The 23102-nt window shown below is 51.9% G+C and carries 27 protein-coding genes and 1 pseudogene; 14 read left to right on the top strand and 14 right to left on the bottom strand.

Annotation, left to right across the window (positions count from 1 at the left end; translation table 11 throughout):
- Nucleotides 1–9: 9 nt before the first annotated feature.
- The 10 genes from DFR42_RS24060 to DFR42_RS24015 all read left to right on the top strand — a co-directional run bounded on the left by DFR42_RS24060 (nucleotide 10) and on the right by DFR42_RS24015 (nucleotide 11017).
- Nucleotides 10–798, top strand: a complete 789-nt coding sequence (locus DFR42_RS24060; RefSeq protein WP_110257595.1) for an ABC transporter ATP-binding protein — start codon at nucleotides 10–12, stop codon at nucleotides 796–798.
- Nucleotides 799–975: 177 nt separating this feature from the next.
- Nucleotides 976–1872, top strand: a complete 897-nt coding sequence (locus DFR42_RS24055) for a branched-chain amino acid ABC transporter permease (protein WP_211324411.1) — start codon at nucleotides 976–978, stop codon at nucleotides 1870–1872.
- Between the two features lie 42 nt (nucleotides 1873–1914).
- Complete coding sequence (locus DFR42_RS24050) at nucleotides 1915–2973, top strand: branched-chain amino acid ABC transporter permease (RefSeq protein ID WP_110257593.1); 1059 nt, start codon at nucleotides 1915–1917, stop codon at nucleotides 2971–2973.
- Between the two features lie 130 nt (nucleotides 2974–3103).
- On the top strand, nucleotides 3104–4405 hold the full coding sequence (locus tag DFR42_RS24045) for an ABC transporter substrate-binding protein (RefSeq protein ID WP_110257592.1): 1302 nt from the start codon (nucleotides 3104–3106) through the stop codon (nucleotides 4403–4405).
- Nucleotides 4406–4480: 75 nt separating this feature from the next.
- On the top strand, nucleotides 4481–5341 hold the full coding sequence (locus DFR42_RS24040) for an ABC transporter ATP-binding protein (protein ID WP_110257591.1): 861 nt from the start codon (nucleotides 4481–4483) through the stop codon (nucleotides 5339–5341).
- Nucleotides 5342–5510: 169 nt separating this feature from the next.
- A complete protein-coding gene (locus tag DFR42_RS24035; protein ID WP_110257590.1) occupies nucleotides 5511–6758 on the top strand; it encodes a phenylacetate--CoA ligase family protein in 1248 nt (415 codons plus the stop codon).
- A gap of 423 nt (nucleotides 6759–7181) precedes the next feature.
- Nucleotides 7182–7640, top strand: coding sequence for a (2Fe-2S)-binding protein (locus DFR42_RS24030; protein ID WP_110257589.1), 459 nt, complete (start codon nucleotides 7182–7184; stop codon nucleotides 7638–7640).
- A gap of 11 nt (nucleotides 7641–7651) precedes the next feature.
- Nucleotides 7652–9898: a xanthine dehydrogenase family protein molybdopterin-binding subunit gene (locus DFR42_RS24025; RefSeq protein ID WP_110257588.1), complete on the top strand. Its 2247-nt coding sequence runs from the start codon at nucleotides 7652–7654 to the stop codon at nucleotides 9896–9898.
- A gap of 158 nt (nucleotides 9899–10056) precedes the next feature.
- Nucleotides 10057–10515 carry a cache domain-containing protein gene (locus DFR42_RS24020; protein ID WP_110257587.1) on the top strand — a complete coding sequence of 153 codons (459 nt, stop codon included), beginning with the start codon at nucleotides 10057–10059 and terminating at the stop codon, nucleotides 10513–10515.
- A gap of 64 nt (nucleotides 10516–10579) precedes the next feature.
- Nucleotides 10580–11017, top strand: a complete 438-nt coding sequence (locus DFR42_RS24015; RefSeq protein ID WP_110257586.1) for a DUF3052 family protein — start codon at nucleotides 10580–10582, stop codon at nucleotides 11015–11017.
- 203 nt (nucleotides 11018–11220) lie between these two features.
- On the opposite strand, the gene DFR42_RS24010 is transcribed toward DFR42_RS24015, so the two are convergent.
- From DFR42_RS24010 to DFR42_RS24000, 3 genes are all read right to left on the bottom strand, one after another.
- Nucleotides 11221–12330: a carbonic anhydrase gene (locus tag DFR42_RS24010; RefSeq protein ID WP_110257585.1), complete on the bottom strand. Its 1110-nt coding sequence runs from the start codon at nucleotides 12328–12330 to the stop codon at nucleotides 11221–11223.
- A gap of 133 nt (nucleotides 12331–12463) precedes the next feature.
- Complete coding sequence (locus DFR42_RS24005) at nucleotides 12464–12766, bottom strand: DUF1330 domain-containing protein (protein ID WP_170133660.1); 303 nt, start codon at nucleotides 12764–12766, stop codon at nucleotides 12464–12466.
- Nucleotides 12767–12788: 22 nt separating this feature from the next.
- Nucleotides 12789–13811 carry an NAD(P)H-dependent flavin oxidoreductase gene (locus tag DFR42_RS24000; RefSeq protein ID WP_110257583.1) on the bottom strand — a complete coding sequence of 341 codons (1023 nt, stop codon included), beginning with the start codon at nucleotides 13809–13811 and terminating at the stop codon, nucleotides 12789–12791.
- A gap of 94 nt (nucleotides 13812–13905) precedes the next feature.
- Between DFR42_RS24000 and DFR42_RS23995 the strand changes: the two genes are divergently transcribed.
- Complete coding sequence (locus DFR42_RS23995) at nucleotides 13906–14760, top strand: enoyl-CoA hydratase-related protein (RefSeq protein ID WP_110257582.1); 855 nt, start codon at nucleotides 13906–13908, stop codon at nucleotides 14758–14760.
- Nucleotides 14761–15436: 676 nt separating this feature from the next.
- Here the strand turns inward: DFR42_RS23995 and DFR42_RS23990 are convergent.
- Nucleotides 15437–16396, bottom strand: coding sequence for a GlxA family transcriptional regulator (locus DFR42_RS23990; RefSeq protein ID WP_110257581.1), 960 nt, complete (start codon nucleotides 16394–16396; stop codon nucleotides 15437–15439).
- A gap of 144 nt (nucleotides 16397–16540) precedes the next feature.
- Between DFR42_RS23990 and DFR42_RS23985 the strand changes: the two genes are divergently transcribed.
- The 3 genes and pseudogenes from DFR42_RS23985 to DFR42_RS23975 all read left to right on the top strand — a co-directional run bounded on the left by DFR42_RS23985 (nucleotide 16541) and on the right by DFR42_RS23975 (nucleotide 17651).
- Nucleotides 16541–16846 (top strand): putative quinol monooxygenase, encoded by a 306-nt coding sequence (locus DFR42_RS23985; protein WP_110257580.1) that lies wholly within the window; start codon nucleotides 16541–16543, stop codon nucleotides 16844–16846.
- A gap of 27 nt (nucleotides 16847–16873) precedes the next feature.
- The gene (locus tag DFR42_RS23980; RefSeq protein ID WP_110257579.1) at nucleotides 16874–17320 is read left to right on the top strand and encodes a thioesterase family protein; all 447 of its coding nucleotides are present in this window, start codon (nucleotides 16874–16876) and stop codon (nucleotides 17318–17320) included.
- Between the two features lie 10 nt (nucleotides 17321–17330).
- A pseudogene (locus DFR42_RS23975) lies at nucleotides 17331–17651 on the top strand (DUF488 domain-containing protein).
- Here DFR42_RS23975 and DFR42_RS23970 read toward each other — a convergent pair.
- From DFR42_RS23970 to DFR42_RS23925, 10 genes are all read right to left on the bottom strand, one after another.
- The gene (locus DFR42_RS23970; protein ID WP_110257578.1) at nucleotides 17648–18214 is read right to left on the bottom strand and encodes a sigma-70 family RNA polymerase sigma factor; all 567 of its coding nucleotides are present in this window, start codon (nucleotides 18212–18214) and stop codon (nucleotides 17648–17650) included. The pseudogene DFR42_RS23975 and the gene DFR42_RS23970 sit on opposite strands and share 4 nt — an antisense overlap.
- Nucleotides 18202–18708 (bottom strand): ArsI/CadI family heavy metal resistance metalloenzyme, encoded by a 507-nt coding sequence (locus DFR42_RS23965; protein ID WP_110257577.1) that lies wholly within the window; start codon nucleotides 18706–18708, stop codon nucleotides 18202–18204. The genes DFR42_RS23970 and DFR42_RS23965 overlap by 13 nt, the downstream gene beginning before the upstream one ends.
- 112 nt (nucleotides 18709–18820) lie before the next feature.
- Nucleotides 18821–19345: a GNAT family N-acetyltransferase gene (locus tag DFR42_RS23960; RefSeq protein ID WP_110257576.1), complete on the bottom strand. Its 525-nt coding sequence runs from the start codon at nucleotides 19343–19345 to the stop codon at nucleotides 18821–18823.
- Nucleotides 19346–19348: 3 nt separating this feature from the next.
- A complete protein-coding gene (locus tag DFR42_RS23955; protein ID WP_110257575.1) occupies nucleotides 19349–19726 on the bottom strand; it encodes a VOC family protein in 378 nt (125 codons plus the stop codon).
- Nucleotides 19727–19930: 204 nt separating this feature from the next.
- Nucleotides 19931–20305 (bottom strand): DUF3916 domain-containing protein, encoded by a 375-nt coding sequence (locus DFR42_RS23950; RefSeq protein WP_110257574.1) that lies wholly within the window; start codon nucleotides 20303–20305, stop codon nucleotides 19931–19933.
- 9 nt (nucleotides 20306–20314) lie between these two features.
- A complete protein-coding gene (locus DFR42_RS23945) occupies nucleotides 20315–21223 on the bottom strand; it encodes an MBL fold metallo-hydrolase (RefSeq protein ID WP_110257573.1) in 909 nt (302 codons plus the stop codon).
- Complete coding sequence (locus tag DFR42_RS23940) at nucleotides 21220–21858, bottom strand: 2-hydroxychromene-2-carboxylate isomerase (RefSeq protein ID WP_110257572.1); 639 nt, start codon at nucleotides 21856–21858, stop codon at nucleotides 21220–21222. Before DFR42_RS23940 ends, DFR42_RS23945 begins: the two co-directional genes overlap by 4 nt.
- Before the next feature lie 25 nt (nucleotides 21859–21883).
- Nucleotides 21884–22099 (bottom strand): DUF1289 domain-containing protein, encoded by a 216-nt coding sequence (locus DFR42_RS23935; protein ID WP_245937068.1) that lies wholly within the window; start codon nucleotides 22097–22099, stop codon nucleotides 21884–21886.
- Nucleotides 22096–22587: a YbaK/EbsC family protein gene (locus DFR42_RS23930; RefSeq protein ID WP_110257571.1), complete on the bottom strand. Its 492-nt coding sequence runs from the start codon at nucleotides 22585–22587 to the stop codon at nucleotides 22096–22098. The genes DFR42_RS23935 and DFR42_RS23930 overlap by 4 nt, the downstream gene beginning before the upstream one ends.
- Nucleotides 22588–22732: 145 nt before the next feature.
- Nucleotides 22733–23059 (bottom strand): hypothetical protein, encoded by a 327-nt coding sequence (locus DFR42_RS23925; protein ID WP_110257570.1) that lies wholly within the window; start codon nucleotides 23057–23059, stop codon nucleotides 22733–22735.
- Nucleotides 23060–23102: the final 43 nt, after the last annotated feature.

Raw genomic sequence — 23102 nt, 5'->3', positions numbered from 1 at the left:
AATATATAAATGGCAGACAACAGAAAAATCGGTGAAGTCATCCTGGACTTGCAAGGCATCTCGCTGGCCTTTGGCGGCGTCAAGGCCTTGACGAATATTTCCTTCAACGTCAGGGAACATGAAATACGCGCCATCATAGGCCCTAACGGTGCAGGCAAAAGTTCGATGCTGAATGTCATCAATGGCGTGTACCGTCCGCAGCAAGGCGACATTACTTACCGCGGCCAGCATCGCAAGGACATGAATACCTATGCGGCAGCCAAGAGTGGCATCGCCAGGACTTTCCAGAACATCGCCCTGTTCAAAGGCATGAGCGTGCTCGACAACATCATGACAGGCCGCAACCTGAAAATGAAAAGCAATTTCCTCATGCAGGCCTTGTACTGGGGCCCTGCACAAAAAGAAGAAATTGCCCACCGTGAAAAGGTGGAAGAGATTATCGACTTCCTGGAAATCCAGCATATACGCAAGATACCGGTAGGCCGACTTTCCTACGGCTTGCAAAAACGTGTGGAACTGGGACGTGCGCTGGCAGCCGAGCCTGAAATTTTATTGCTCGATGAACCCATGGCGGGCATGAACGTCGAAGAAAAACAGGACATGAGCCGCTTCATCCTCGATGTCAATGACCAGCTCGGCACCACCATCGTTTTGATTGAACATGATATGGGCGTGGTCATGGATATTTCTGACCGCGTGGTCGTGCTTGATTACGGCAAGAAAATCGGTGATGGCACGCCTGCGGAAGTGCTGGCGAATCAGGAAGTGATTAATGCCTATCTTGGTGTTGCACATTAAAGATGCGAAACCTTAAAACCACTAACCACAGAGGCACAGAGACACAGAGGAAAAACCAGAGAAAATCTGTTCTTGTTTTTCTCTTGCCTTTCTCTGTGTCTCAGTGTCTCTGTGTTGAGAGGTCTTTTTGTTCAACATTCATGTTTGCTTAACGTAAGCTGAGAGCTATAAATGAATATCAGTTTTTTCTTTGAAGTGTTTATCGGTGGCTTGTTGTCCGGTGTGATGTATGCGCTGGTCGCGCTGGGTTTTGTGTTGATCTACAAAGCCTCAGGCGTCTTCAATTTTGCGCAGGGTGCAATGGTATTTTTTGCCGCACTGACCTGCGTAGGCCTGACCGAGAAGTTTGAAATGTCGCTATGGCTGGCGATACCACTGACCATGCTGGTGATGGTGGCACTGGGGCTGGCAATCGAGCGGGTAGTGTTGCGCCCACTGGTCAACCAGCCTGAGATTACCTTGTTCATGGCAACCATAGGCCTGACCTTTTTCATCGAAGGCCTGGCGCAATTATTGTGGGGCTCGCAACCACACAAACTGACATTGCCTATCGACGATGTGCCCATAGAATATTTCATGGAGAAATTCAATATCCTGGTATCGCAATTCGATGTGATTGCTGCGTTGATCTGCGCACTGCTGGTGACTGGCCTGGCTCTGCTGTTTTCCAAAACCAAGATAGGCCGCGCCTTGCGTGCAGTGGCAGATGATCACCAGGCGGCGCTGGCTGTTGGTATTCCACTGCAACAGATCTGGGGCATAGTCTGGGCGGTTGCCGGTTTTGTCGCCCTGGTTGCTGGCTTGCTGTGGGGTGCGCGTAATGGTGTGCAGTTTGCGCTGACCTTTGTTGCGCTGAAAGCCTTGCCTGTATTGATCTTGGGTGGTTTCACTTCTGTCCCCGGTGCGATTGTTGGCGGCCTCATCATAGGCGCATCTGAAAAACTGGCAGAAGTGTATATAGGACCGCTGGTTGGCGGCGGCATAGAGGGCTGGTTCCCGTATGTGCTGGCACTGCTGTTCCTGCTGGTCAGGCCAGAAGGTTTGTTTGGTGAAAAAATCATACGCAGGATTTAATTGTCCTGTAGTTCAGCAAAATTAGCAGAGTAGAGGAACAACATGTTCTACCGTGAAGCAGGTCAGTTTAAAACGAGTTACCAGGCAGATAGCCAGATTTTTCCTATAAGGCAAGACCGTATAGGTATTGCCATCGTCTTGCTTGCGGCATTTTTCGTCGTGCCTAACGTCGCAAGTAATTATGCATTTTCAGCCATCTTCATCCCCTTCCTGATTTTCTCGCTGGCAGCACTGGGCCTGAATATCCTGACTGGTTATGCGGGTCAATTGTCGCTAGGTTCAGCGGCCTTCATGGCGGTGGGCGCTTTTGCCTCTTATAACTTTGTCTTGCGCATACCCGGCATCCCGGTCTTGCTGGCTTTTGTGCTTGGTGGCCTGTCGGCAGCCATGGTGGGTATTGCCTTTGGTTTGCCCTCATTGCGCATACGCGGTTTTTACCTGGCGGCAGCAACGCTGGCAACGCAATTCTTTGTGGTCTGGTGCCTGACCAAGATACAGTGGTTTACCAATTACAGTTCTTCCGGCGTCATCACGGCGCAAGAAATGGTGATACTTGGCATGGCTATCAATACACCGGTTAAAAAGTATTTGCTGACGCTGACAGTCGTCTGTGTCATGTCCATGCTGGCCAAGAATATGGTGCGTTCCAACGTGGGCCGCTCATGGATGGCTGTGCGTGACATGGACGTAGCGGCAGAAGTCATCGGTTTTCGACTCATGCGTACCAAGTTACTGGCCTTTGCAGTATCTTCATTTTACTGTGGCATCGCAGGTGCCCTGTATGCCTACGCCTACCTCGGCACGGTAGAGCCAGAAGCCTATAACCTTGACCTGTCTTTCCGCATCCTGTTCATGATCATCATCGGTGGTGTAGGTTCTATACTCGGCTCTTTCCTTGGTTCGGCTTTCATCATCCTGCTGCCTATCGTGCTGAACCTGATTGCCCATGGCCTGTCCTTGCCGACCAACGTGGCATCCAATCTGGAACTGATGGTATTTGGCGCACTGATTATTTTCTTCCTGATTGTAGAACCACATGGCCTGGCGAGGTTGTGGCAAATAACAAAAGAGAAGCTGCGCCTCTGGCCTTTCCCGCATTAAGCGATTACAAGTAGATTAGTACCGAGAGTAAAGAGAGTTCATAATAAAGATGCTTCAGTTTTGTAAGAAATTTGTACAAAAAGCCAGAAAAGCATCAGGCAATATCCATCCAAAACCACAAGGAGACAATATGAAACTGCTTAAATCCCTGCTGATGGCCTCGGCAATCCTGGGTGCTGTCAATGCGGCCCAGGCGAATGATCAATTCATTCCCATTCTGTCATATCGCGTAGGCCCGTATGCGGCTGGCGGTTCGGGCTTTTACGGCGGCGCCATCGATTACTTCAATCTGGTGAATGCCAAGGGCGGCTTGAATGGCGTCAAGATTTCCTGGGAAGAATGCGAGACTGAATACAATGCCTCGCGCGGTGTCGAATGCTATGAGCGTCTGAAAAAAACCCAGGGCGGTGCCTCACTGGTAGAACCGCTTTCTACCGGTATTGCCTACGGCATTCTTGACCGTGTTGCTGAAGATAAAATTCCTTTGACAACGCTGGGCTATGGCCGGTCTGACGCAGCCAATGGCAAAGTCTTCCCTTATGTTTTCCCGCTGATCACCAGTTACTGGAACCAGGCTGCGGCCATGACCAAATACCTGGGCGATAAATCTGGTGGCATGGACAAACTCAAGGGCAAGAAAATCGTTCATCTGTATCACGACTCTGCCTTCGGTAAAGAACCTATCCCGGTACTGGATGCACAGGCCAAGCAATATGGTTTCGAGCTTATCAAGATCCCGGTTGCCCATCCTGGCAATGAACAGCAATCGCAATGGCTGCAAATCCGCCAGGCCAATCCTGACTATGTGATCCTGTGGGGCTGGGGCGTCATGAATGCAGTGGCGATCAAGACTGCACAACGCAATGGCTATTCACGCGAAAAAATGCTGGGCGTCTGGTGGGCAGGTTCAGAAGAAGATGCAATTCCAGCTGGCGATGCTGCAAAAGGCTATACCGCGATGACTTTCAATACGCCTGGCAATTATCCTGTACTGGATGAAATCCGCAGCAAGGTGTATGCGGCTGGCAAAGGTAATCTCGGCGATAAAACCCGTGTCGGTACTGTGTATCACATGCGTGGTGTAACTGCCGCTATCCTGTGGACAGAAGCCATTTTGAAAGCACAGGAAAAATTCGGCAAGGGCAAGCTCATGACTTCCGAGCAAATCCGCTGGGGTTTTGAAAACCTGAATGTGGATGAAGCACGTCAAAAAGCTTTGGGAGCAATGGGCATGTTCCCACCTGTAAAAACTTCTTGCGAAGATCATGAAGGTTCCGGCGCAGTCAAGGTACAGCAATGGACAGGTGACAAATGGAAAGCCATCACGCCTAACTGGGTGACCGGTGACAAGGCTTTGACACGCGCCATGCTGGAAGAGTCATCCAACAAATATGCGGCTGAGAAAAAAATCACACCCGCCTGTTTGAAGTAAGCGGTAAGCAGTAACCAGCGGAGGCCAGACTGTGCCTCCGCCCCCCCTTTGTACAAATCATTGCAGATCAAGATCATGAGCGTTCATAGCATTACGGCAGAAGCGGCAACGGCGGCAACGGCAGCAGCGACCGACATCGCCTATCTCAGCGTCAATAATATCGAAGTCATCTACGATCATGTGATCCTGGTGTTGAAAGGTATTTCCCTGCAAGTACCGCAAGGGAAGATCGTTGCCTTGCTGGGTGCCAATGGGGCGGGTAAATCAACCACGCTGAAAGCGATATCGACACTGCTGCGTAACGAGCGCGGCGATATCACCAAGGGCGATATTACTTTCCGCGGCCAGCGCGTCGATCACCTGACGCCAAATGAACTGGTCAAGCGTGGCCTGTCGCAAGTCATGGAAGGCCGCCATTGTTTTGGGCATTTAACGGTAGAAGAAAACCTGCTGACCGGTGCCTACACGCGCAGCCTGTCGCGCAGTGAACTCAAGGCCGAGCTGGAGAAGGTGTATCACTACTTCCCGCGCCTGCGTGAACGCCGCAATTCACAAGCCGGTTATACCTCAGGTGGTGAACAACAGATGTGCGCGATAGGCCGCGCCCTGATGGCCAAACCGTCGATGATCTTGCTGGATGAACCATCGATGGGCATAGCACCACAACTGGTGGAAGAAATTTTTGAAATCGTCAAAAGTCTTAATGTGCAGGAAAAAGTCTCTTTCCTGCTGGCCGAACAAAACACCAATGTCGCCCTGCGTTATGCCGACTTTGGCTACATCCTGGAAAACGGCAGGGTCGTCATGGAAGGCGAGGCAAAGGACCTCAGCAGCAATGAAGACGTCAAGGAATTTTATCTTGGTGTCTCAGGCGCAGGCCGCAAGAGTTTCAAGGATATGAAATTTTATCGCCGACGCAAGCGTTGGCTGGCATAAACAACAAAAAATATTCAGCAACACAGATGCAAAAACAGGACTTACGCAAAATTGTCCCAGCAAGGCGCAGCGACGAAGACAGTACGAATGGTACGGCTAGGAGCTGCAACGCTGCTGGGGCGGTTTTGCGTAAGTCCTAACGACAAATCAACCACTATAGAGCATGCTCATGAGTGACTATCTGGACGCCCTGGAAACCCGCAATCCACAAAGCCGCGAACAAGCGCTGATGAACAAGCTGCCGCAATTGATTGCCCATGCCCAGACTGCAGAAGGCTGGGGCAGGATATTGCAAGGCGTGGATGCGCATGACATCAAGAGCCGCAGTGCACTGGCGCAATTGCCGGTGACACGCAAATCCGATCTCAAGGATTTGCAAAAAGCCTTGCCACCGTTTGGTGGCCTCAATACCACCCCAGCGCGGCAGATGGGACATATCTTCATGTCGCCCGGCCCCATCTTTGACCCGGAAGGACGCGGCCAGGACTGGTGGCGCTTCGCCCGCCCCATGCATGCAATAGGCTTGCGGGCTGGTCATCTCTTGCAAAACTGTTTTTCCTATCATTTCACGCCTGCCGCCTTCATGGTGGAGAGCGCCGCTGCCCGCATAGGTTGCGCCGTCATCCCGGCCGGTATAGGCCAGACGGAAATGCAGGTACAGGCCATGGCAGAACTGCGGCCTGATGCCTATATAGGTACGCCCAGTTTCCTGAAAATCATCCTGGAAAAAGCCCTGGACATGGGCGCCGATATTTCCAGCGTACAGCGCGCCATCGTCGGTGCCGAAGCACTGCCACCTTCCTTGCGCAAATGGCTGCAGGAACATGGCGTAGCCCAGGTATTGCAAATCTATGCATCTGCCGACATAGGCAATATTGCCTATGAAAGCGTGACCGATGGCCAGGTCAATCCCGGCATGATACTGGATGAAGACCTGATACTCGAAATCGTCCGTCCTGGCACGGGTGACCTGGTGGCAGAAGGTGAAGTTGGCGAAGTTATCATCACTTCCTTCAACCCTGACTACCCGCTGATACGTTTTGGTACTGGCGATATGTCGGCGATACTGCCTGGCATTTCGCCCTGTGGCCGTACCAATCAGCGCATCAAGGGCTGGATGGGGCGAGCAGACCAAACGACCAAGGTCAAGGGCATGTTTGTCCATCCTTCGCAAGTCGCCGAAGTGGTCAAGCGTCATCCTGAAATCAGCAAGGCCAGGCTGGTGGTGACTGGCGAAATGGCGAACGATGTCATGAGCCTGCATTGTGAAACTGTGACTGGCAATTCCACCTTGCAAGCCGCGATTGTCGACAGCCTGCGCGATGTCACCAAATTGCGTGGCGATGTGCAGTTTGTTGCGGTCGGCAGCCTGGCAAACGATGGCAAGGTAATAGACGACGCCCGCAAATACGAATAAATAGGACTTACGCAAAACCGCCCCAGCTGCGTTGCAGCTCCCGTGTTTAGCAAGATTCGGTACTAAAGTACTGTCTTCGTCGCTACGGTGTAGTCGGGGTTTCAGACAATGTATTGTCTGCCGACGGAACGAACCTCCCTTGCCAGGGAGGTTTTATTGGCGGTAGCCTTGCTGGGACAATTTTGCGTAAGTCCTAAGAAAAATTCTGCTCGACCACATTACTCAATAAGTGCAAATAAAACCACGGAAAACAAAGCTTTTCCGTGGTTTTTTCGTCTCTCGCACCCAAACGCTAAAAATATTCTATAGTAGTTAAGTAAACCAAATATGGATGGGTCTGTTTGCCAGACTTGTCCACTCTGTTTTCCCCGTTTTTTTCCTGTTCCGCCCCTGCAACCACCTCACCGGATGGAGAACTATTCCATGACTGCACTGAATATCAATAGCAAAGAACACCAGCTAGATGCTGACCCATCCACGCCAGTGCTATGGGCGCTACGTGACTCACTGGGCCTGACAGGCACCAAGTTTGGCTGCGGTGCGGCATTGTGTGGTGCCTGTACCGTGCATTTGAATGGCCAGGCAATACGCTCTTGCGTTACACCGATTTCAGCCGCCGCTGGCCAAAAAATCACCACGATCGAAGCCATGAGCCAGGACAAGGTCGGCAAGGCCGTGCAGGCTGCCTGGATCAAACATGATGTTGCTCAATGCGGTTACTGTCAAAGCGGGCAGATCATGAGCGCCACTGCATTGTTGAAAACCAACAAGAAACCCAGCGATGCAGATATCGACGGCGCCATGGCAGGCAATATCTGCCGATGTGGTACCTATGTGCGCATCCGTGCTGCCATCCATGATGCTGCATCCACTCTGGCCTGAGGAGAATAGCCATGCATTTTGAAGCCCGCCTTGATGAGATGCCACGCCATCTGCTGTCGCTACTGCAATCTGCTACACCTGAAACCGCACCTGCTGGCCTGAGCCGCCGCAGCTTTTTGAAGATGGCCACAGCCAGCGGTTTTGCCCTGGGTTGCTATCCCATGCTGGCAACAGCGCAGGATGCTGCCGCCAAAGCACCCGCTGGTTTGAAGCCTACTGAACAACCTGGCGCATTCGTACAGATAGCCAAGGATGGCACAGTCACTGTCACCTTCAACCGCCTGGAATTTGGCCAGGGTGTGCAAACCAGCCTGCCCCTGATACTGGCCGAAGAACTCGATGCCGACTGGTCCAGGGTCAAAAGCGCGAATGGCAATAACCACCCTGCCTATGTCGACCCGGCGTTTGGCATGCATTTGACGGGGGGCTCGAACTCCATCGCCCACTCCTATACGCAATACCGCGAACTTGGTGCTCGCACCCGTGCCATGCTGATACAGGCTGCGGCCAACCAGTGGCAAGTTGATCCTGCCAGCCTGCGTACTGAAAATGGCAATGTCATCGGCCCCGGTGGCAAGAAACTGGGCTATGGCGACTTGGCAGATGCTGCCATGAAATTGCCAGTGCCAGAAAAAGTCACGCTGAAAGACCCGAAAAACTTCCGCCTGATAGGCAAACCCACAGGACGCCTTGATGCCAAAGCCAAGTCCACAGGCACCCAGGATTTTGGTATTGATACCCACCTGCCCGGCATGCTGACTGCGGTAGTCGCACGGCCACCGGTATTTGGTGCCAGGGTCAAGACTATTGATGACACGGCGGCAAAAGCCATCAAGGGTGTCAAGGCAGTGCTGCGCGTGCCTACCGACCGGGGTGGCGAAGGCGTGGCGATTATTGCGACTGGTTACTGGCCAGCCAAACAGGCCCGCGATGCCCTCAAGCTGGAATGGGATACTGATGGCGTAGAAAAAGTGGACTCCGCCAAAATGCTGGCCAGCTATAAAGAGCTGGCGAAGAAGCAGGGAGCGTTGAAGTTCAATGATGATGTCTCGAAAATAGCGACAGCACCACATAAGCTGAATGCCGAATTTGTCTTCCCCTATCTTGCCCATACCCCTATGGAACCGCTGAATTGCACGGTTGCCATCAAAGGCGACAAGGCAGAATTGTGGATGGGCACGCAAATGCCAGGACTCGATGGTTTCGCCGCTGCCAAGACCCTGGGCCTGAAGCCGGAAAATATCGCCGTGCATACCCAGTATGCAGGTGGCGGTTTCGGTCGCCGCGCGATTGCTACCAGTGATTATGTGGTGGAAGCCTGCAATGTTGCCAAGGCAGCACAAACAGCGGGGCTGGATGCACCGGTACGCACGCTGTGGAGCCGTGAGGATGATGTCAAGGGTGGTTACTACCGCCCCATGCATTTGCACAAGGCAGAGATAGGGTTTGATGCCCAGGGCAATATCCTGGGCTGGGATCATGTCATCGTCGGCCAGTCCATCGTTGGTGGCACGCCGTTTGAATCCATGATGGTCAAAGATGGTGTGGATATCACGGCAGTTGAAGGCATGAAAGAACCGTATGAAATGCCTATGCGCCTGTCTGTCCATCATCCCAAGATCAATGTGCCGGTCTTGTGGTGGCGCAGCGTGGGTTCTACCCACACCGCCTTTGTCATGGAAACCCTGATCGATGAAATTGCCCAGACCACCAAGCAAGACCCGGTGGCTTACCGCCTGAAACTCATGGGTGACAAACATCCACGGCATAAAGCGGCATTGCAACTGGCAGTGGAAAAATCTGGCTATGGCAAAAAGAAATTGCCAGCAGGACGTGCCTATGGTGTAGCTGTGCATGAATCATTTTCGTCTGTCGTTGCTTACGTGGTTGAGGCATCCATGAAAAATGGCCAGCCCAAACTGCATAAGGTGACTGCGGGTGTGCATTGCAACCTGGCTGTCAACCCAAAAAGCGTGGAGGCCCAGGTACAGGGGGCGGCATTGATGGGTCTGTCGATGTGCCTGCCGGGTGCAGCGATCACACTCAAGGATGGTGTGGTTGAGCAAAGCAATTTCGGTGACTTTGTCGTGCCACGTATTACCGATATGCCACAAGTAGCAGTGCACATCGTCCCCAGTGCAGATGCACCTACTGGCATGGGTGAGCCCGGCTTGCCAGCGCTGGCACCCGCTTTTGCGAATGCCATCGCCAGGGTCAGTGGCAAGCGTTGGCGTGAACTGCCTTATAAGAACGCATAAGCCCGCATAAGCCCGCATAAGCAAAGCTAATTTTTGTTACTTGTATGCAAGTTTGATAGTAATGAAGCGCAGATAGTTGTATGTTGAGGGATATCAGATTCCTGGAGTTTGATGAACTACCGGAATTTGGTATCCCACAACAATAAAGGAGACTTATCATGCGTAGTTTCATTAAATTCCTGGCACTGATGTTCTTCAGTGTTTTTGTCAGTCACAGCGTATTGGCAGCAGATCATGGTACAACTCAGGAAGCTGAAGCCATGGTGAAAAAAGCCATCCCCTATATCAAAACCAAGGGCAATGAAGCTGCCTATAGTGAATTCAATAATGCCACTGGCAGCTTCATAGACCGTGACATGTATATTTTTGTGCTGGATTTGAATGGCAAAGTATTGGCACATGGTGCCAATGCCAAATTGATAGGCAAAAATCTCAGCACACTGAAAGATGTAGACGAGAAGCCTTTTATTGAAGAATTGCTGGCCATCGCCAAGAGCAAGGGTAAGGGCTGGATAGACTACAAATGGCCTAATCCGACTACCAAAGTAATAGAACTGAAATCCACTTATTTTGAAAAAAATGGGGATGTCATCGTGGCATGCGGCATCTATAAATAAATCAGATTGATTGAGGTCCCGGCAGCATCTGCCAGCCAGATGCTGTTCTTAATTCTCTTTTACGATGAACTCTGTTTCCACCGGATACTCAGGCACGCCGTTGCCCAAAAAACTGGGCATACAGACTGGCAGCCATGTCTGTGTCAGAAAAGCGCCGGACAATTATCTGGATTTGCTCAAGGATTTGCCGGCAGATGTCGTCTTTGAAAAAAAACTGAGCACTGCAACAGATATCGTCCATCTGTTCACTGACAAAAAAACTATCCTCGTCAAGGAATTGCTGGCTTATAAAAGCAGCTTGAGGAGTGATGCGGCAATCTGGGTATCCTGGCCCAAGAAAGCCTCGAAGCGACCTACCGATATCACTGAAGACACGATCAGGGAAGTTGCCCTGCCCATGGGTTATGTCGACATCAAGGTCTGCGCCGTCAGCGAAATATGGTCAGGTTTGAAACTGGTGGTGCGTAAAGAACTGAGGCCGGACTGGCCGGCCTCAAGATAGGACTTCCGAAAAATCGCCCCAGCTGCGTTGCAGCCTCAGCATTTAACAAGATTCGGTACTAAAGTACTGTCTTCTCGCTGCGGTGAAGTCGGAGATTGCAGACAACATGTTGTCTGCCGACGAAACGAACCACCCTTGCAAGGGTGGTTTCCTGAAGCGATAGCCTTGCTGGGACAATTTTGCGTAAGTCCTACTATTGCCGTTTAATTCGATTCCTTGATCAGACGTCCGGAATTTTTTTGTATGGGTCGTGCATTCATGGGATACAGGCGGCTGAATATCGCTAACTGATCTGGTGAAATTTCTACCGGCTCCTTCATAACCAGCCATAGCACGCCTTCGCTGCAAGGTGGTGTCGTCAGTGAACCCATATAGGTATAGTAATCACGTTTGACTGGCAGTATGTCGGTTATGTCCATAGTGGTCAGGGCCTGTACCGGATCATTCTTTTCCAGCGGCAGATTATTCCAGACATGCTGCACCAGGCTATGCGACTTGCCGCGCTCTATCAACACGGCCACCACGGCCAGTTTGCCATCCGCATCCTTGTGGACCAGATGGGCTACCATTTCAAAGCTCTTGCCATTGACCCGTTCTTCAGATGGTTTATGGAAATGGAATTGCAACAGCTCATAATTGTGACCGAGCACATTGATATAGTTACCCGCCCCCATATTCACCTGTATGGTATGGCCATTGTCGATGACGGAGAAGCGGCTGGGCTTGTAATCAAAAACTATCGGGTCAAGGTCTACCTTGATGCCATCACGGATATCGATAGGGGACTGTCTTTCGCCTATATCGCATTTGGCATTGGCTACATTGAGTTTGCCCCAGTTCAAAGGGCCGCCTTCGCCTTTATAGCTCCAGTGGATGTCGGCATGGCTGACGGCCAGCCCGCCTGCAGCTGCAGCACTATTGGTGCCATGATCATTTTTGGGTTTGGCTACTTCTGGCCTGCGCACGGGCGGGGCATAGGATGGCCTCACTACTGGCCTGGGCGCACTGCGCGCTGCGGCGTCCTCCTTGTCCTTGCGAATGACGCTGAGGCGCTCGGCGATGCGCGCTGCCAGCTCATCGGCCGCCAGTGCCTCCTTGGCACGGATAGCGGCTTCTTTGGCAGACTCCTTGTTTTCCTTGCTCTCCTTGGAAGAGGACTTGCGTTCTTCCTTGGCTGATGCTGAGGCTGAAGCAGAACTGGAGGCTTCTTCCTTGGCGGATGCCGGTTTGATGGGTTTGGACGGCGGTGGGTCGTTCGCCTGAGCGGACAGGGCCAACAGCATGGGTAGCAGCAAGGCGAGAGAGCGGCGCATAGTGGAATGAATTTAGGATACAGTTTGCAGAGAGATACCTTAGTTACACCTTAGTTACGGCAAGTCTCTTTGCAAACTTGAATCCTGAAAGCAATTTGTGGTTTTTTCGCCCTCAGCTTGATGCTATCCGGGCTTACACGCCTTCAACGATGAACAAGCGGCCTATGGAATTGGCATGGCGGATTTCCATGGCCTTCGCATATTCGACCGAGTCATACCATTGCTGCGCCTGCTGCAGGCTGGGAAATTCAACCAGCACTGAACGCCAGCCTTCATTATGGGCATCATCCCTGCCCTCTTTTTGCACGCGTGTACCACCGCGTACCAGGAATTGCCCGCCATACTGGGCTACGCTGGCTGTCGCCAGTGGCCGGTATTCGGCATAAGCATCAGCATTGGTGACCTGGATTTCTGCAACGACATAAGCTTTACTCATGATAGTCCTGACAATTAATTGATCATAAAGATAATACGCGTGCTTTAGCGGCAGCATATTCCGATTTAAGACGCGCCACCACTTCTGCCACGGTCAGCACATCATCCATCAGGCCCACACCCTGGCCAGCACCCCAGATATCACGCCAGGCCTTGGCCTTGCTGCCGCCACCAGAGCCAAAATTCATCGCGCTCTTGTCAGCCACAGGCAGATTGTCCGGGTCCAGCCCGGCAGCGATGATGGATTTCTTGAGGTAATTGCCATGCACGCCTGTGAACAGATTGGTGTAGACAATATCCGCCGCTGCAGAATCAAGGATGGCCTGGCGATAGGCTTCATCGACATTCGATTCAACGGTAGCCAGCCAGCGTGAGCCTATATAGGCAAAGTCAGCTCCCATAGCCTGTGCCGCCAGTACGGCGTCACCCGTTGCAATGGAACCTGACAGGGCAATCGGTCCATCAAAGAAACGCCTTACTTCACCGACCAGAGCAAATGGTGACAAACCGCCTGCATGGCCGCCAGCACCTGCTGCCACCAGTATCAAACCATCGACTCCGGCTTCCAGTGCTTTTTGTGCATGGCGTATGGAAATCACATCATGCATGACGATGCCGCCATAACTGTGTATCGCATCCAGCATTTCTGGCGGAGGTGCACGCAGCGAAGAAATAATGATGGGTATCTGATGCTTGACGCAGACCTCGACATCATGCGCCAGCCTGTCATTCGATTGATGGACGATCTGGTTGACGGCAATCGGGCCAATTACAGCGTCGGGATGGGCTTCCTGGTGCGCTGCCAGCTCGGCCTGCAATTCTGTCAGCCAGACATCCAGCAATTCAGCAGGCCTGGCATTCAGGGCAGGGAAAGAGCCTACTATGCCCGCCTTGCATTGCGCTGCCACCAGTTTGGGGCCACTGGCAATGAACAGGGGTGAACCTATGACGGGCAGGCTAAGATGTTGCAAAGCGGATGGCAGGCGGGAAATAGCTTGTGAAGCAGAATGTGATGCAGAATGCAGTACAGGTGAATCTTGAGTCATAGTTGATATCCTCTAAGCTGAAGCACAGACAACAGATTTCTTGCATATATCCAGTATGATTTTACCGTGCAAATAAAAATCCTGTGGAGACACCATGACTTATCAATGCTTTGACTTCAGCATCAGCAATAAAATCGCCCACCTGCGCCTGAACCGCCCTGCGACGCTGAACACCATGCAGCCCGTGTTTTTCCGCGAGCTGACAGAGATTTTGCAAAACCTGCAAAACCAGGCAAATGCCCGCGTGCTCATCATCTCTTCTACCGGTAAACATTTCACCGCTGGCATGGCGCTTGATGTCTTTGCCGGTGGCGGCATCACGCTGGACGATGCCAGCGCCGTTGGCCGCGCCAATATCGCCTTGGCGCTAAAAGACATGCATCACGCATTCAATCTTATCGAGTCTCTGCGCATGCCTGTCATCACTGCCATCCACGGCGGCTGCATAGGTGGCGGCGTCGATATGATCTGCGCCAGCGACATACGCCTGGCCAGCAGCGATGCTTTTTTCTGCATACAGGAAATCAACATAGGCATGACCGCCGACCTGGGCACTTTGCAGCGCCTGCCCAAACTCATCCCCGAAGGCATAGTCCACGAGATGGCCTACACCGGCCGCCGCCTGCCTGCACAACGCGCACTGGCAGTTGGCCTGCTCAACGAGGTATTCGATACCCAGGAAGCCATGCTGGCAGCCGCACTGCAAATGGCCACAGAAATCGCCGAAAAACCCCCGGTCGCGATCTGGGGCAGCAAACAAGCCATCCACTACGCCCGCGACCACAGCACCCACGACGCCCTGCAACAAATGGGCTGGTTGCAATCCGGCATCTGGCAAAGCAGTAATTTGATGGAGGCTTTCATGGCGAAGCAGCAAGGCAGGACTACCGAGTATGCGGATCTGGCGCCTGTTAGTTCGTTTTCTGAGGCGGATTATCGTTTGAAGTAGGGGTGTAGTTTGAAATACACTCAAACCACGTCAATCATTTCAAAAAAATTTTGAAATGATTGAAACAAAGCACAATAAGTATTTACGTTAATTCCAGGTTCAATGTTGGGCTGATGAAGCGTAGCCCAACCTACGCAAACAGACACGTGTGTTGCTTTTGACGTTGGTGTTGGTGTTGGTGTTGCTTTTGACTTTTGCTGTTCCCATGTGTAGCCGCCGTTTGTGCTGTACAGAAAATGGATTAAGAAGAGCCGCTGTCTGAGGTGTAGCAGGGGTTTCGTGGTGCATGCACCACGCCTGCGTAACGGCAATCGCTTGCAAGCGATTGTGCGCCCTGCAAGGGAAGCGAGTTTCGGATCTTCCCATTTTTTGTACTGCACAAACGGGAACCCCTTTAGGGGCGGCTACGCCTGGGTCGCCTTTCTTTGAATTCTTTCTTTGGCGACGCAAAGAAAGAATTTCGGCTGCCGGGCCGAGACCCGGCTTGTGTCCACGAAGGGTAATTTATTTGGTCAAAGTACGACATGTAACAAACGACGCGGCAGACTACGAACGCCGCTGGAGCGCCAGCCCGGTGGATTCCAGCCAAAAGCAAGCTGGAATGACGTAGCGAGGATAGTCCGTAAATCAAAGAACTGTTAGCTCGGCTGCGTGTCGCCGACAAGCCAGCAAGTCCTCACCCTACCCTAATCTCCCGTACCCCCTTCCCCAACCTCCGCCTCAACAAAGTCCGCAAAGTCACCCCATCCGCATACCCCACCAACCCCGCAATCTGCTCCACACTATGGTTGGAAGTCTTCAACAAATGCACAGCTTTTTCTATGCGCAAATCCTGCACATAAGACACCGGCGTCTTGCCCAATACCTCATGAATACGCCGCGCCAGCGTGCGCTTGCTGGTCGCCAGTGCATCTGCTGCATCGTCCAGATTAAAGCCCTGGTCAAGATGGCTGCGCGCCCAGCGGTCGAAGCGTTCCACCATGGGATCAGCATGCGCCAGATGGTCAGAAATGATGTAGGCCGTTTGTGAAGGCCTGCTATCAACCACCAGGTAACTGGCGACCAGATTTGCCAGTTCAGGGTTGCTCTGGCGTATCAGCCACAGCATCATGTCCATATGGCTGAAGGCTGCGCCAGCAGTCAGGAACTGGCCGGATTGTACGATCATGTGGCTGGTGTTGAGGCGTACTGAAGGATAACGCTGGCGAAACAGGGGATTGAGCCACCAGGTGGTAGTCGCATCCCGCTCGTCGAGCACACCGCTTTCTGCCAGCACGAAGGTGCCTATACAGGCCGCGGCGATGCGCACACCATCATCTGCCCAGTCACGCAAGGCAGTACTCGCGTCTTTCACATCAGGGCGAGCCAGCGCCTGCATGAGGGTATCCGGCATTTTGTAACCCAGCGCAGGGACGATGACCAGATCAGGTGCAGGCACTTCATCTGCGCGTGCCACGGTCACACTCATGCCTTGTGCAGTTTGTACTCGCCGTCGAGTGCCCACCAAAGATATTTTAAAAGGTGGCGCAGAATTGGCCTGCATACCCGACAATTCATTCGCCGTCGTCAAAGCATCAAGGACGATGGACAGGCCGGTATCAAAAACGCCATCAAGGGCGAGGATGTTGATGTTCATGGCTGGCTCATGGCAATATTCATACCAAAGATGTCAATCGCGCCAGTATCAGGCAAGCCTGTTGATCTGTAAAGTCTCTCTTCATCGCAATCCTGCGATGCAAGCATAGAAACACGCATAGATACACGCACATGGAGATAAATCATGATCAAGCACGCCCTGTTCGCCCGTTTTGAAGCCAAACCCGGCAAAGCTGCCGATGTTGCCGCCTTTCTGGAAATGGGCCTGGCCCTGGCCAATCAGGAAAGCACCACCCCCATCTGGTTTGCCCTGCAATTGTCTGAGAATGTATTTGGAGTATTTGATGCATTTGAAAATGAGGCAGGCCGTCAGGCCCATTTGCAAGGACCTATCGCTCAGGCATTGATGGCGAAGGCTGAAGAATTATTTACCGGCCCACCCAGCATAGAAAAGATAGAAGTATTGGGTTTGAAAAATCTGGCAAGATAAACATAAACTCAAGCAAGGAGAAACCGCATGTACCAAAAAACCTTGATAGCAGGCTGGGGCGATATGGACTTCAATTCCCATATGCGCAACACAGCTTATCTCGATAAATCTGCCGATGTACGCATGATGTATTTTGCTGACTGCGGTTTCCCCATGGCCGAATTCATGCGCTTGCGCATAGGCCCTGTCGTCATGAAAGATGAGATTGAATACTTTCGTGAATTTCATTTACTGGACGAAGTCACGGTCACCCTTAGTCTGGCGGGTTTGTCAGAAGATGGCAGACGGTTCAAGATACGCAATGAATTTTTTAGCAAGGGAAAACTGGCAGCGCGTGTCACTTCACTGGCAGGCTGGCTGGACTTGAATGCGCGCAAACTGATTACGCCACCGGACAAATTATTGGCAGCGATGCGGCAAACTATCCATGCTGAAGATTTTGCGGTCTTGCCTGACAGTTCACAAACCAGCTAAAGGGAATAACATGAGCATACACATAGTCCAGTTGGGAACAGAACGCGCAGTTGATGAAGGCTTGCGCATAGGCACGGTAAGGAGGCCCCCGCGTGGCGTCCCCAAAATTGAATTTGCCAGCCGTAATTACTACGACGTCTGACTCCCGAATTTGTCACCAAGTGCAGACTTGATGGCCAAAGGCAAAGCAGCCAGCAAGGTACTGGACTTGCTGGCGGCAATGTCAAAGACAACGAATTTTTCTGTGGGTTGTTATTGTGAAGATGAAAGCCACTGTCATCGTTCCATACTCCGGCAGTTATTGACTGAACGTGGCGCGGAAATAAGCTAGCCGCACTTCCCGCCGCACTTGTTGGCGGCATGGCGATGATAATCCGTTACCAGTCCATCTTGAATTTCTACATGGCAGCAATCCAGCACTTTGTCCTTCAGCATGCTACGGCCACGCGCTGCCCGGCTTTTGATGGCAGACAGGCTGAGCCCCGTCTGATCGGCAAGATCACGCAAGCTGTGGCCCTGTAAGTCAGTGGCCATCAGGGTATCACGATATTTATCCGGCAGTTGCTGGATGAAGACCTGCAAGCAGCTTGCCAAGCTGGCATGCAGTTGCAGGTCTTCGGCCTGCTGTTCAGACATATTCTCGTCGAGTTCTTCCATGCTCACGCCCTGATTGCGGTAATAATCGACCAGCGTGGTGCGGGCAGCTGCATACAACCAGCCTGTCAGGTTTTCAATCTGGCGTTTGTTCAGCAAGGCTTTGACAAAGATATCTTGCAAGATATCGTCTGCCAGGCTGGCATCGGCAATGCGCCTGCGCAGGTAGGTGCGCAAGCTGGCTTGCAGGTTACCAAATGCTTTCGCCAAATCTTCGCTATTTTGTGTCAGTTGCAGCATGATTCCTTACCGACATTTGCTGCCCTGGGGACGCAACAGACAGCAGTATCTACAGCGTTTTCATCGCTACCCTTATGCAAGGGGATGCAGCAAGCGCCGTCTTGCGTTGCAGTGTCTTCACCAAATACATGAGCGTCTGACATAGTGAGGAAATGTTCCCACGGCAAACCCTGGGGGTCAACTATCCAGTGTTTTTTACTATTTGCATAGCAACAAGTCGCTGCTTCCTGGTCCAGGGTCTGCGCGCCCGAAGCAGCATCAGCCAGAATCTTCAATTGCGCCAGCTCTTCAGCTGTATCAGCCTGCATGCCAAAATGATTCAGGCCAGGTACATGGCCGCGTGTGGAAATAGCAAAGTTGATGCGTGGATCATCAAGCATCCATTTCGCATAATCTGCCTGCTGCTTTGCTGGTACCTGTCCAAACAGTTGCGTGTAAAAAGCAATGCTGTGGTCCAGATGATCTACTGCGATATGTACATGAAAGCGTTTCATTTCTTACTCCTGTCTATAAAAACCATGTGTTAGGTGTTACACAGGTATAGACGGATTTGCAGGGAAAGGTCGCAAAGAAATTTCTGGTTTATCCTGAAAATATCTTGATGCATCAGCTTAATTGCTTACATAGCACACGATTTTCGTGTGCCTCGCCATCCATGAGAAAGCTCGTGCTGCCAACGTCTGCATATCCCTTTATGGAATAAAATTTCAATGCCCTGGCATTATGCACCCAGGGTGTCAGCCACATCACCTCAGCACCACGCTGTACTGCGCTGGTTTCAGACGCATGTAAAAGCTGGCTGCCCAGGCCCATGCGAGTAAAGGGTTCCTGCACATACAGTCGGTCTAGTTCGACAGGGTGTGTGGCAGTGACTGATTCCTGCCTGGTTCCCAAGGTGAATTGAGAAAACCCCAGCAAATGCCCATCGCGTTCGGCAACATAGATGAAAGTGCCGTGCTGATCCAGCAAGCTGGCAAAGGCAGATACTGAAAATGCATGCAGCACTTCCTTTGCTATTGCTGGACGTATACCTGTAGTCGCATAGGTATCAAGAAAAACCTGCGTCGCCAGCACACTCAGACAAAGTGCATCCTCTTGCGTGGCGGGCCTTAGCTGCACAGTTATCGTCATATTTTATGAAGTCACCTTGGTCACTGCTTCTATGTGGTGACCATCAGGGTCAACCAGAAACGCAGCATAGTAATAAGTTCCATAGTCAGGGCGCAAACCCGGTTCGCCATTGTCTTTGCCACCGACTGCAAGTGCTGCTGCATGAAACTGCCCAACTGCGGCGCGTGTCTCTGCAGGAAAAGCCAGGTGAAAACCGGGGCCTGGTGGCGTCGCATCCGGCCTTAATTTCAGGCACAGGATATCTTGATCGTCATACAGGCCATAGCCTATGGCGGTGTCATCTTCAAACACGCGGCGAAAACCCAATGCACCAAGAGCAGCATCGTAAAATGCGCCAGCCAATGCCAGATCGCGCACGCCCAGAGAAATGTGGTGCAACATAAAATTTATTCCTGTTTCAAATGATATTAAAAAACGTATCGACAAGCTGTCGTCTTCAACTCAGTTCGCCAAACATCCAATGCTGGCTGACATCAACAAAGTCATCTTCAGTATGACAGAACTGCATGCCGACTTCTTTCATTTTTTCGGAAAGTGGTAATTGCCATGCCTGGCTGAGGCTGGCATCGTGGATGCGTTTTGCGCTTATGCATCAGACTCTGAAATTTTGCTCTGAAAGTAAGCTTCATCCAGGTAGATACAAATTTCGCTGGCAAACATCTGTGGCAGGCAGATCAGGCAAGTCACCCTGTAAGAACTGGCCCAGGCTGGTTTGGCTCTGATCAAGTGTTCGCAGGCCTGCCATAGCAGGAGGGCGATTTCACGCTTCATTGACTGCGTGCTTTGCCTGCCTTCCAGCATGGCCCAATCAGTGGGGATTTTCCAGTTCCAGTAGCGTGGATTTTCTGCCAGTTCTTTGGCTGCAGGAAAATTATCCTGGAAAGAGTCTGACCATTTATGCAGGGCGCGCAAGCGGCGCGGTATGCCCCTGAGTTTCTTTTCTGCTGCATGTACAGGCATGACTTGCGCTTAACGGCTACTGGTCAGCACATCTGCATCCAGGGTAGCGGCACCGGCTGCCACCAGCTCTGCAGCGATTTGTGGTATCAGGACTTCCGCACTCAGCCCAAGCACACCAGCAGCAGAAATAAAGCAGCGGGTCTGGCCTAGCTGGCTCAGGGCCTGTGCCAGGCTGAGCTGGCGCAACTCCAGCAAGATGAAGGCCAGCATGACTTTGACGGCGTTACGGGCATTGCGTCGCGGATCGGTTTGCAGATAAGCCAGACGGGACTCTGCACGCGCCAGGGCTGCGTCTACATTACTGAACGCCGCGCCATGACCAGGAATGACTATGCGTGGCTGCAGCTCGCGTATGACTTGCAAAATGGCGGCCTGTTCGGCAAAACCGGATTCGCCTTCCAGCTCGGGGAAAATAATGCCAAAGCCATTTTCCCATAAGGCGTCAGCAGAGATCAGTATGCCTTCCTGTGCGCAATACAGGATCATGGAATGGGGATCATGGCCAGGCGCAGACAATACCTGCCAGGACATGCCGCCTAATTGCAATTCATCGCCATGCTGTATCGCGCCATCAAAACTGAAACGTTCACAACGCTGACCCGTGGCGGCATAAGTCAGGGCTTCTTCATCCCAGACTGCTACTGCAGGCGTGTCGGCAATGGGGATCAGGGTACGGCAACCAAACTGACGCTGCAAGCTGGCATTGCCACCGCAATGATCAGAATGCAGATGGGTGTTCACCAGCAAATCCAGTGTGCGGTCACCCAAAGCTTGCTGCATTAGTGCCATGGTCTGCGGCGCATGACTCAGATAGCCGCTATCGACCAGGGCGGTCTGTTGATCATCAATGAACAGAATGTTATTTGAGGACAACCAGCCCCGCTCAAAAACCTGCATGCTGGCGGGCAGTTGTATCATGCTTTACCTGCTATTTTGCGTTGCTGGCCGTAGGGCATGCTTTGTGCAGCAGCCAATTCTGCCGATGTGAAGAAAGTATCACCTTGCAGATAAGCTTGCAGCATGTCTGTACTATCCAGACCCCAGAAGCAGCGCTCATCGACTACCGCTGTTGGCACACCAAACACACGGGCAGCGATGGCCAGTTCACCATTGCGTTTCAAAGCTTCTTTAACAGTTGCATCATCCAGCATGGCAGGCGTTACCTGCAATTCGTCCAGCAGGGCTTGCCAGTGTTCTGCCTGTGCAGGTATATGTCCATCACGCCAGACGAAACGAAACAGTCTGTGCACCACGGCTTCTGTGCTGCCCAGAGCCAGGCACAGGCGCAATAAAGGCAGGGGATTGAAAGGATGCTCAGGCAACATGCGCAAAGGTATGTCATGCTTGTGCGCCAGCCAGGCACAATGCTCGAAAGTCCACTGGCGCTTGGGTGCGATTTCTGCCGGACCCTTGTTGTCCCAGTGATTAAGCAGGCCAGCGAATAACACCGGACGGTAAGTGATCTGCGACACACCTTGCAATTGATGCAGCATTTCACTCTGCAAATAAGCGAAGGGAGAAATAAAATCGAAATACCAGTCCAGTTGCTTCATTCATTATCCTTTCATCCTCAGGCACTCAAGGCAGCATTCTTTGTTGCACCAGATCCCAGATTTCCAGCTTCTTGTGATTGTCTGCCTTGCTCCAGCAAATGATTTCATCGATATTGCGATAGCAGCCTGAGCACAAACCTGTCTTGTCATCCATGCGGCAAATATTGATGCAGGGCGAAGGCACGGTCGCACCAGGTTTCATGACAAACTGGGCGGGATCAAATTCATACAGGATATTCATGCGCGCAATGCCACATCAGCAACAGGCGCACCTGTCATGGTTTTCAATTGTGCAGGTGTCAGCTTGAAGACAGCGTGAGGGTGACCGGCAGCAGCCCAGACATGCGGGTATTGCAGCAAGTCTTCATCGATCAGCATGACGGTTTTTTCCAGATGGCCGATAGGGCAGACACCGCCTATGGCATAGCCGATTTTTTCTTTGACAAAGCGGGCATCTGCCTTGCCAAGAGCACCAACCAGGGCTGCGACTTTATTTTCATCAACACGATTGATACCGCTGGCGACCACCATGACGGCGGCATCATCGATGAGGCGACGGAAAACGATGGATTTGGCAATTTCTGCAACCTGACAACCCAGACCGGCAGCAGCCTCGGCAGAAGTTTTGCCAGTCTCTGGCAACATGACGACAGTTTGATCATGTCCCAGGCTGTGCAGCAACTGGGCTACGCGCTGGGCGGTTTCGGGTAAGGCAATATCTTTAGACATGGTGCGCTGGCAAATAAGGCAAAACCTGTTTATATCACATGCAAAGTCTGTATGCTCAGCGCGCTTGTTTACCCGCCTATATGCTTATGCATGAACGAGTGTCATTAGAGTGTCATTACATAGCCAGCTTGGCTTTGTACAAGTTCTAACCATGCCATTCTGCGAGCAGGGCAGCATGTTGCGCTGGCACTTCAAAATATTTCAGGGCCGTGCGGTACTCGTTCCCGCTCAATATCGAATATATACAGGTTGCCTTGCAGACTACCTGGGTGCGTTGTGAGGCATCGCCTGGTTTGGGGACTTCCATCATCATCTGGTAAGTCTGCTTTTCCTTGAGGACGGCACTGCACTGCATTTGTATGCTGGCAGAAGTAAAGTTGATTATTTTGGCCGGGACGATCTGGCCTGGAAGCACTTGTATTGCACCACGCCAGGTAACATTGGTGCGCGTAGCACTGGAAGAATCATTCATACGGACAAATACCTGAAATGCAAATTCATGGACGGATTAAAAT

The sequence above is a fragment of the Undibacterium pigrum genome (assembly GCF_003201815.1).
Taxonomy (GTDB): domain Bacteria; phylum Pseudomonadota; class Gammaproteobacteria; order Burkholderiales; family Burkholderiaceae_D; genus Undibacterium; species Undibacterium pigrum.
The sequence above is the reverse complement of the archived record's forward strand: the minus strand, read 5'-3'. Positions and strand labels throughout refer to the sequence as shown.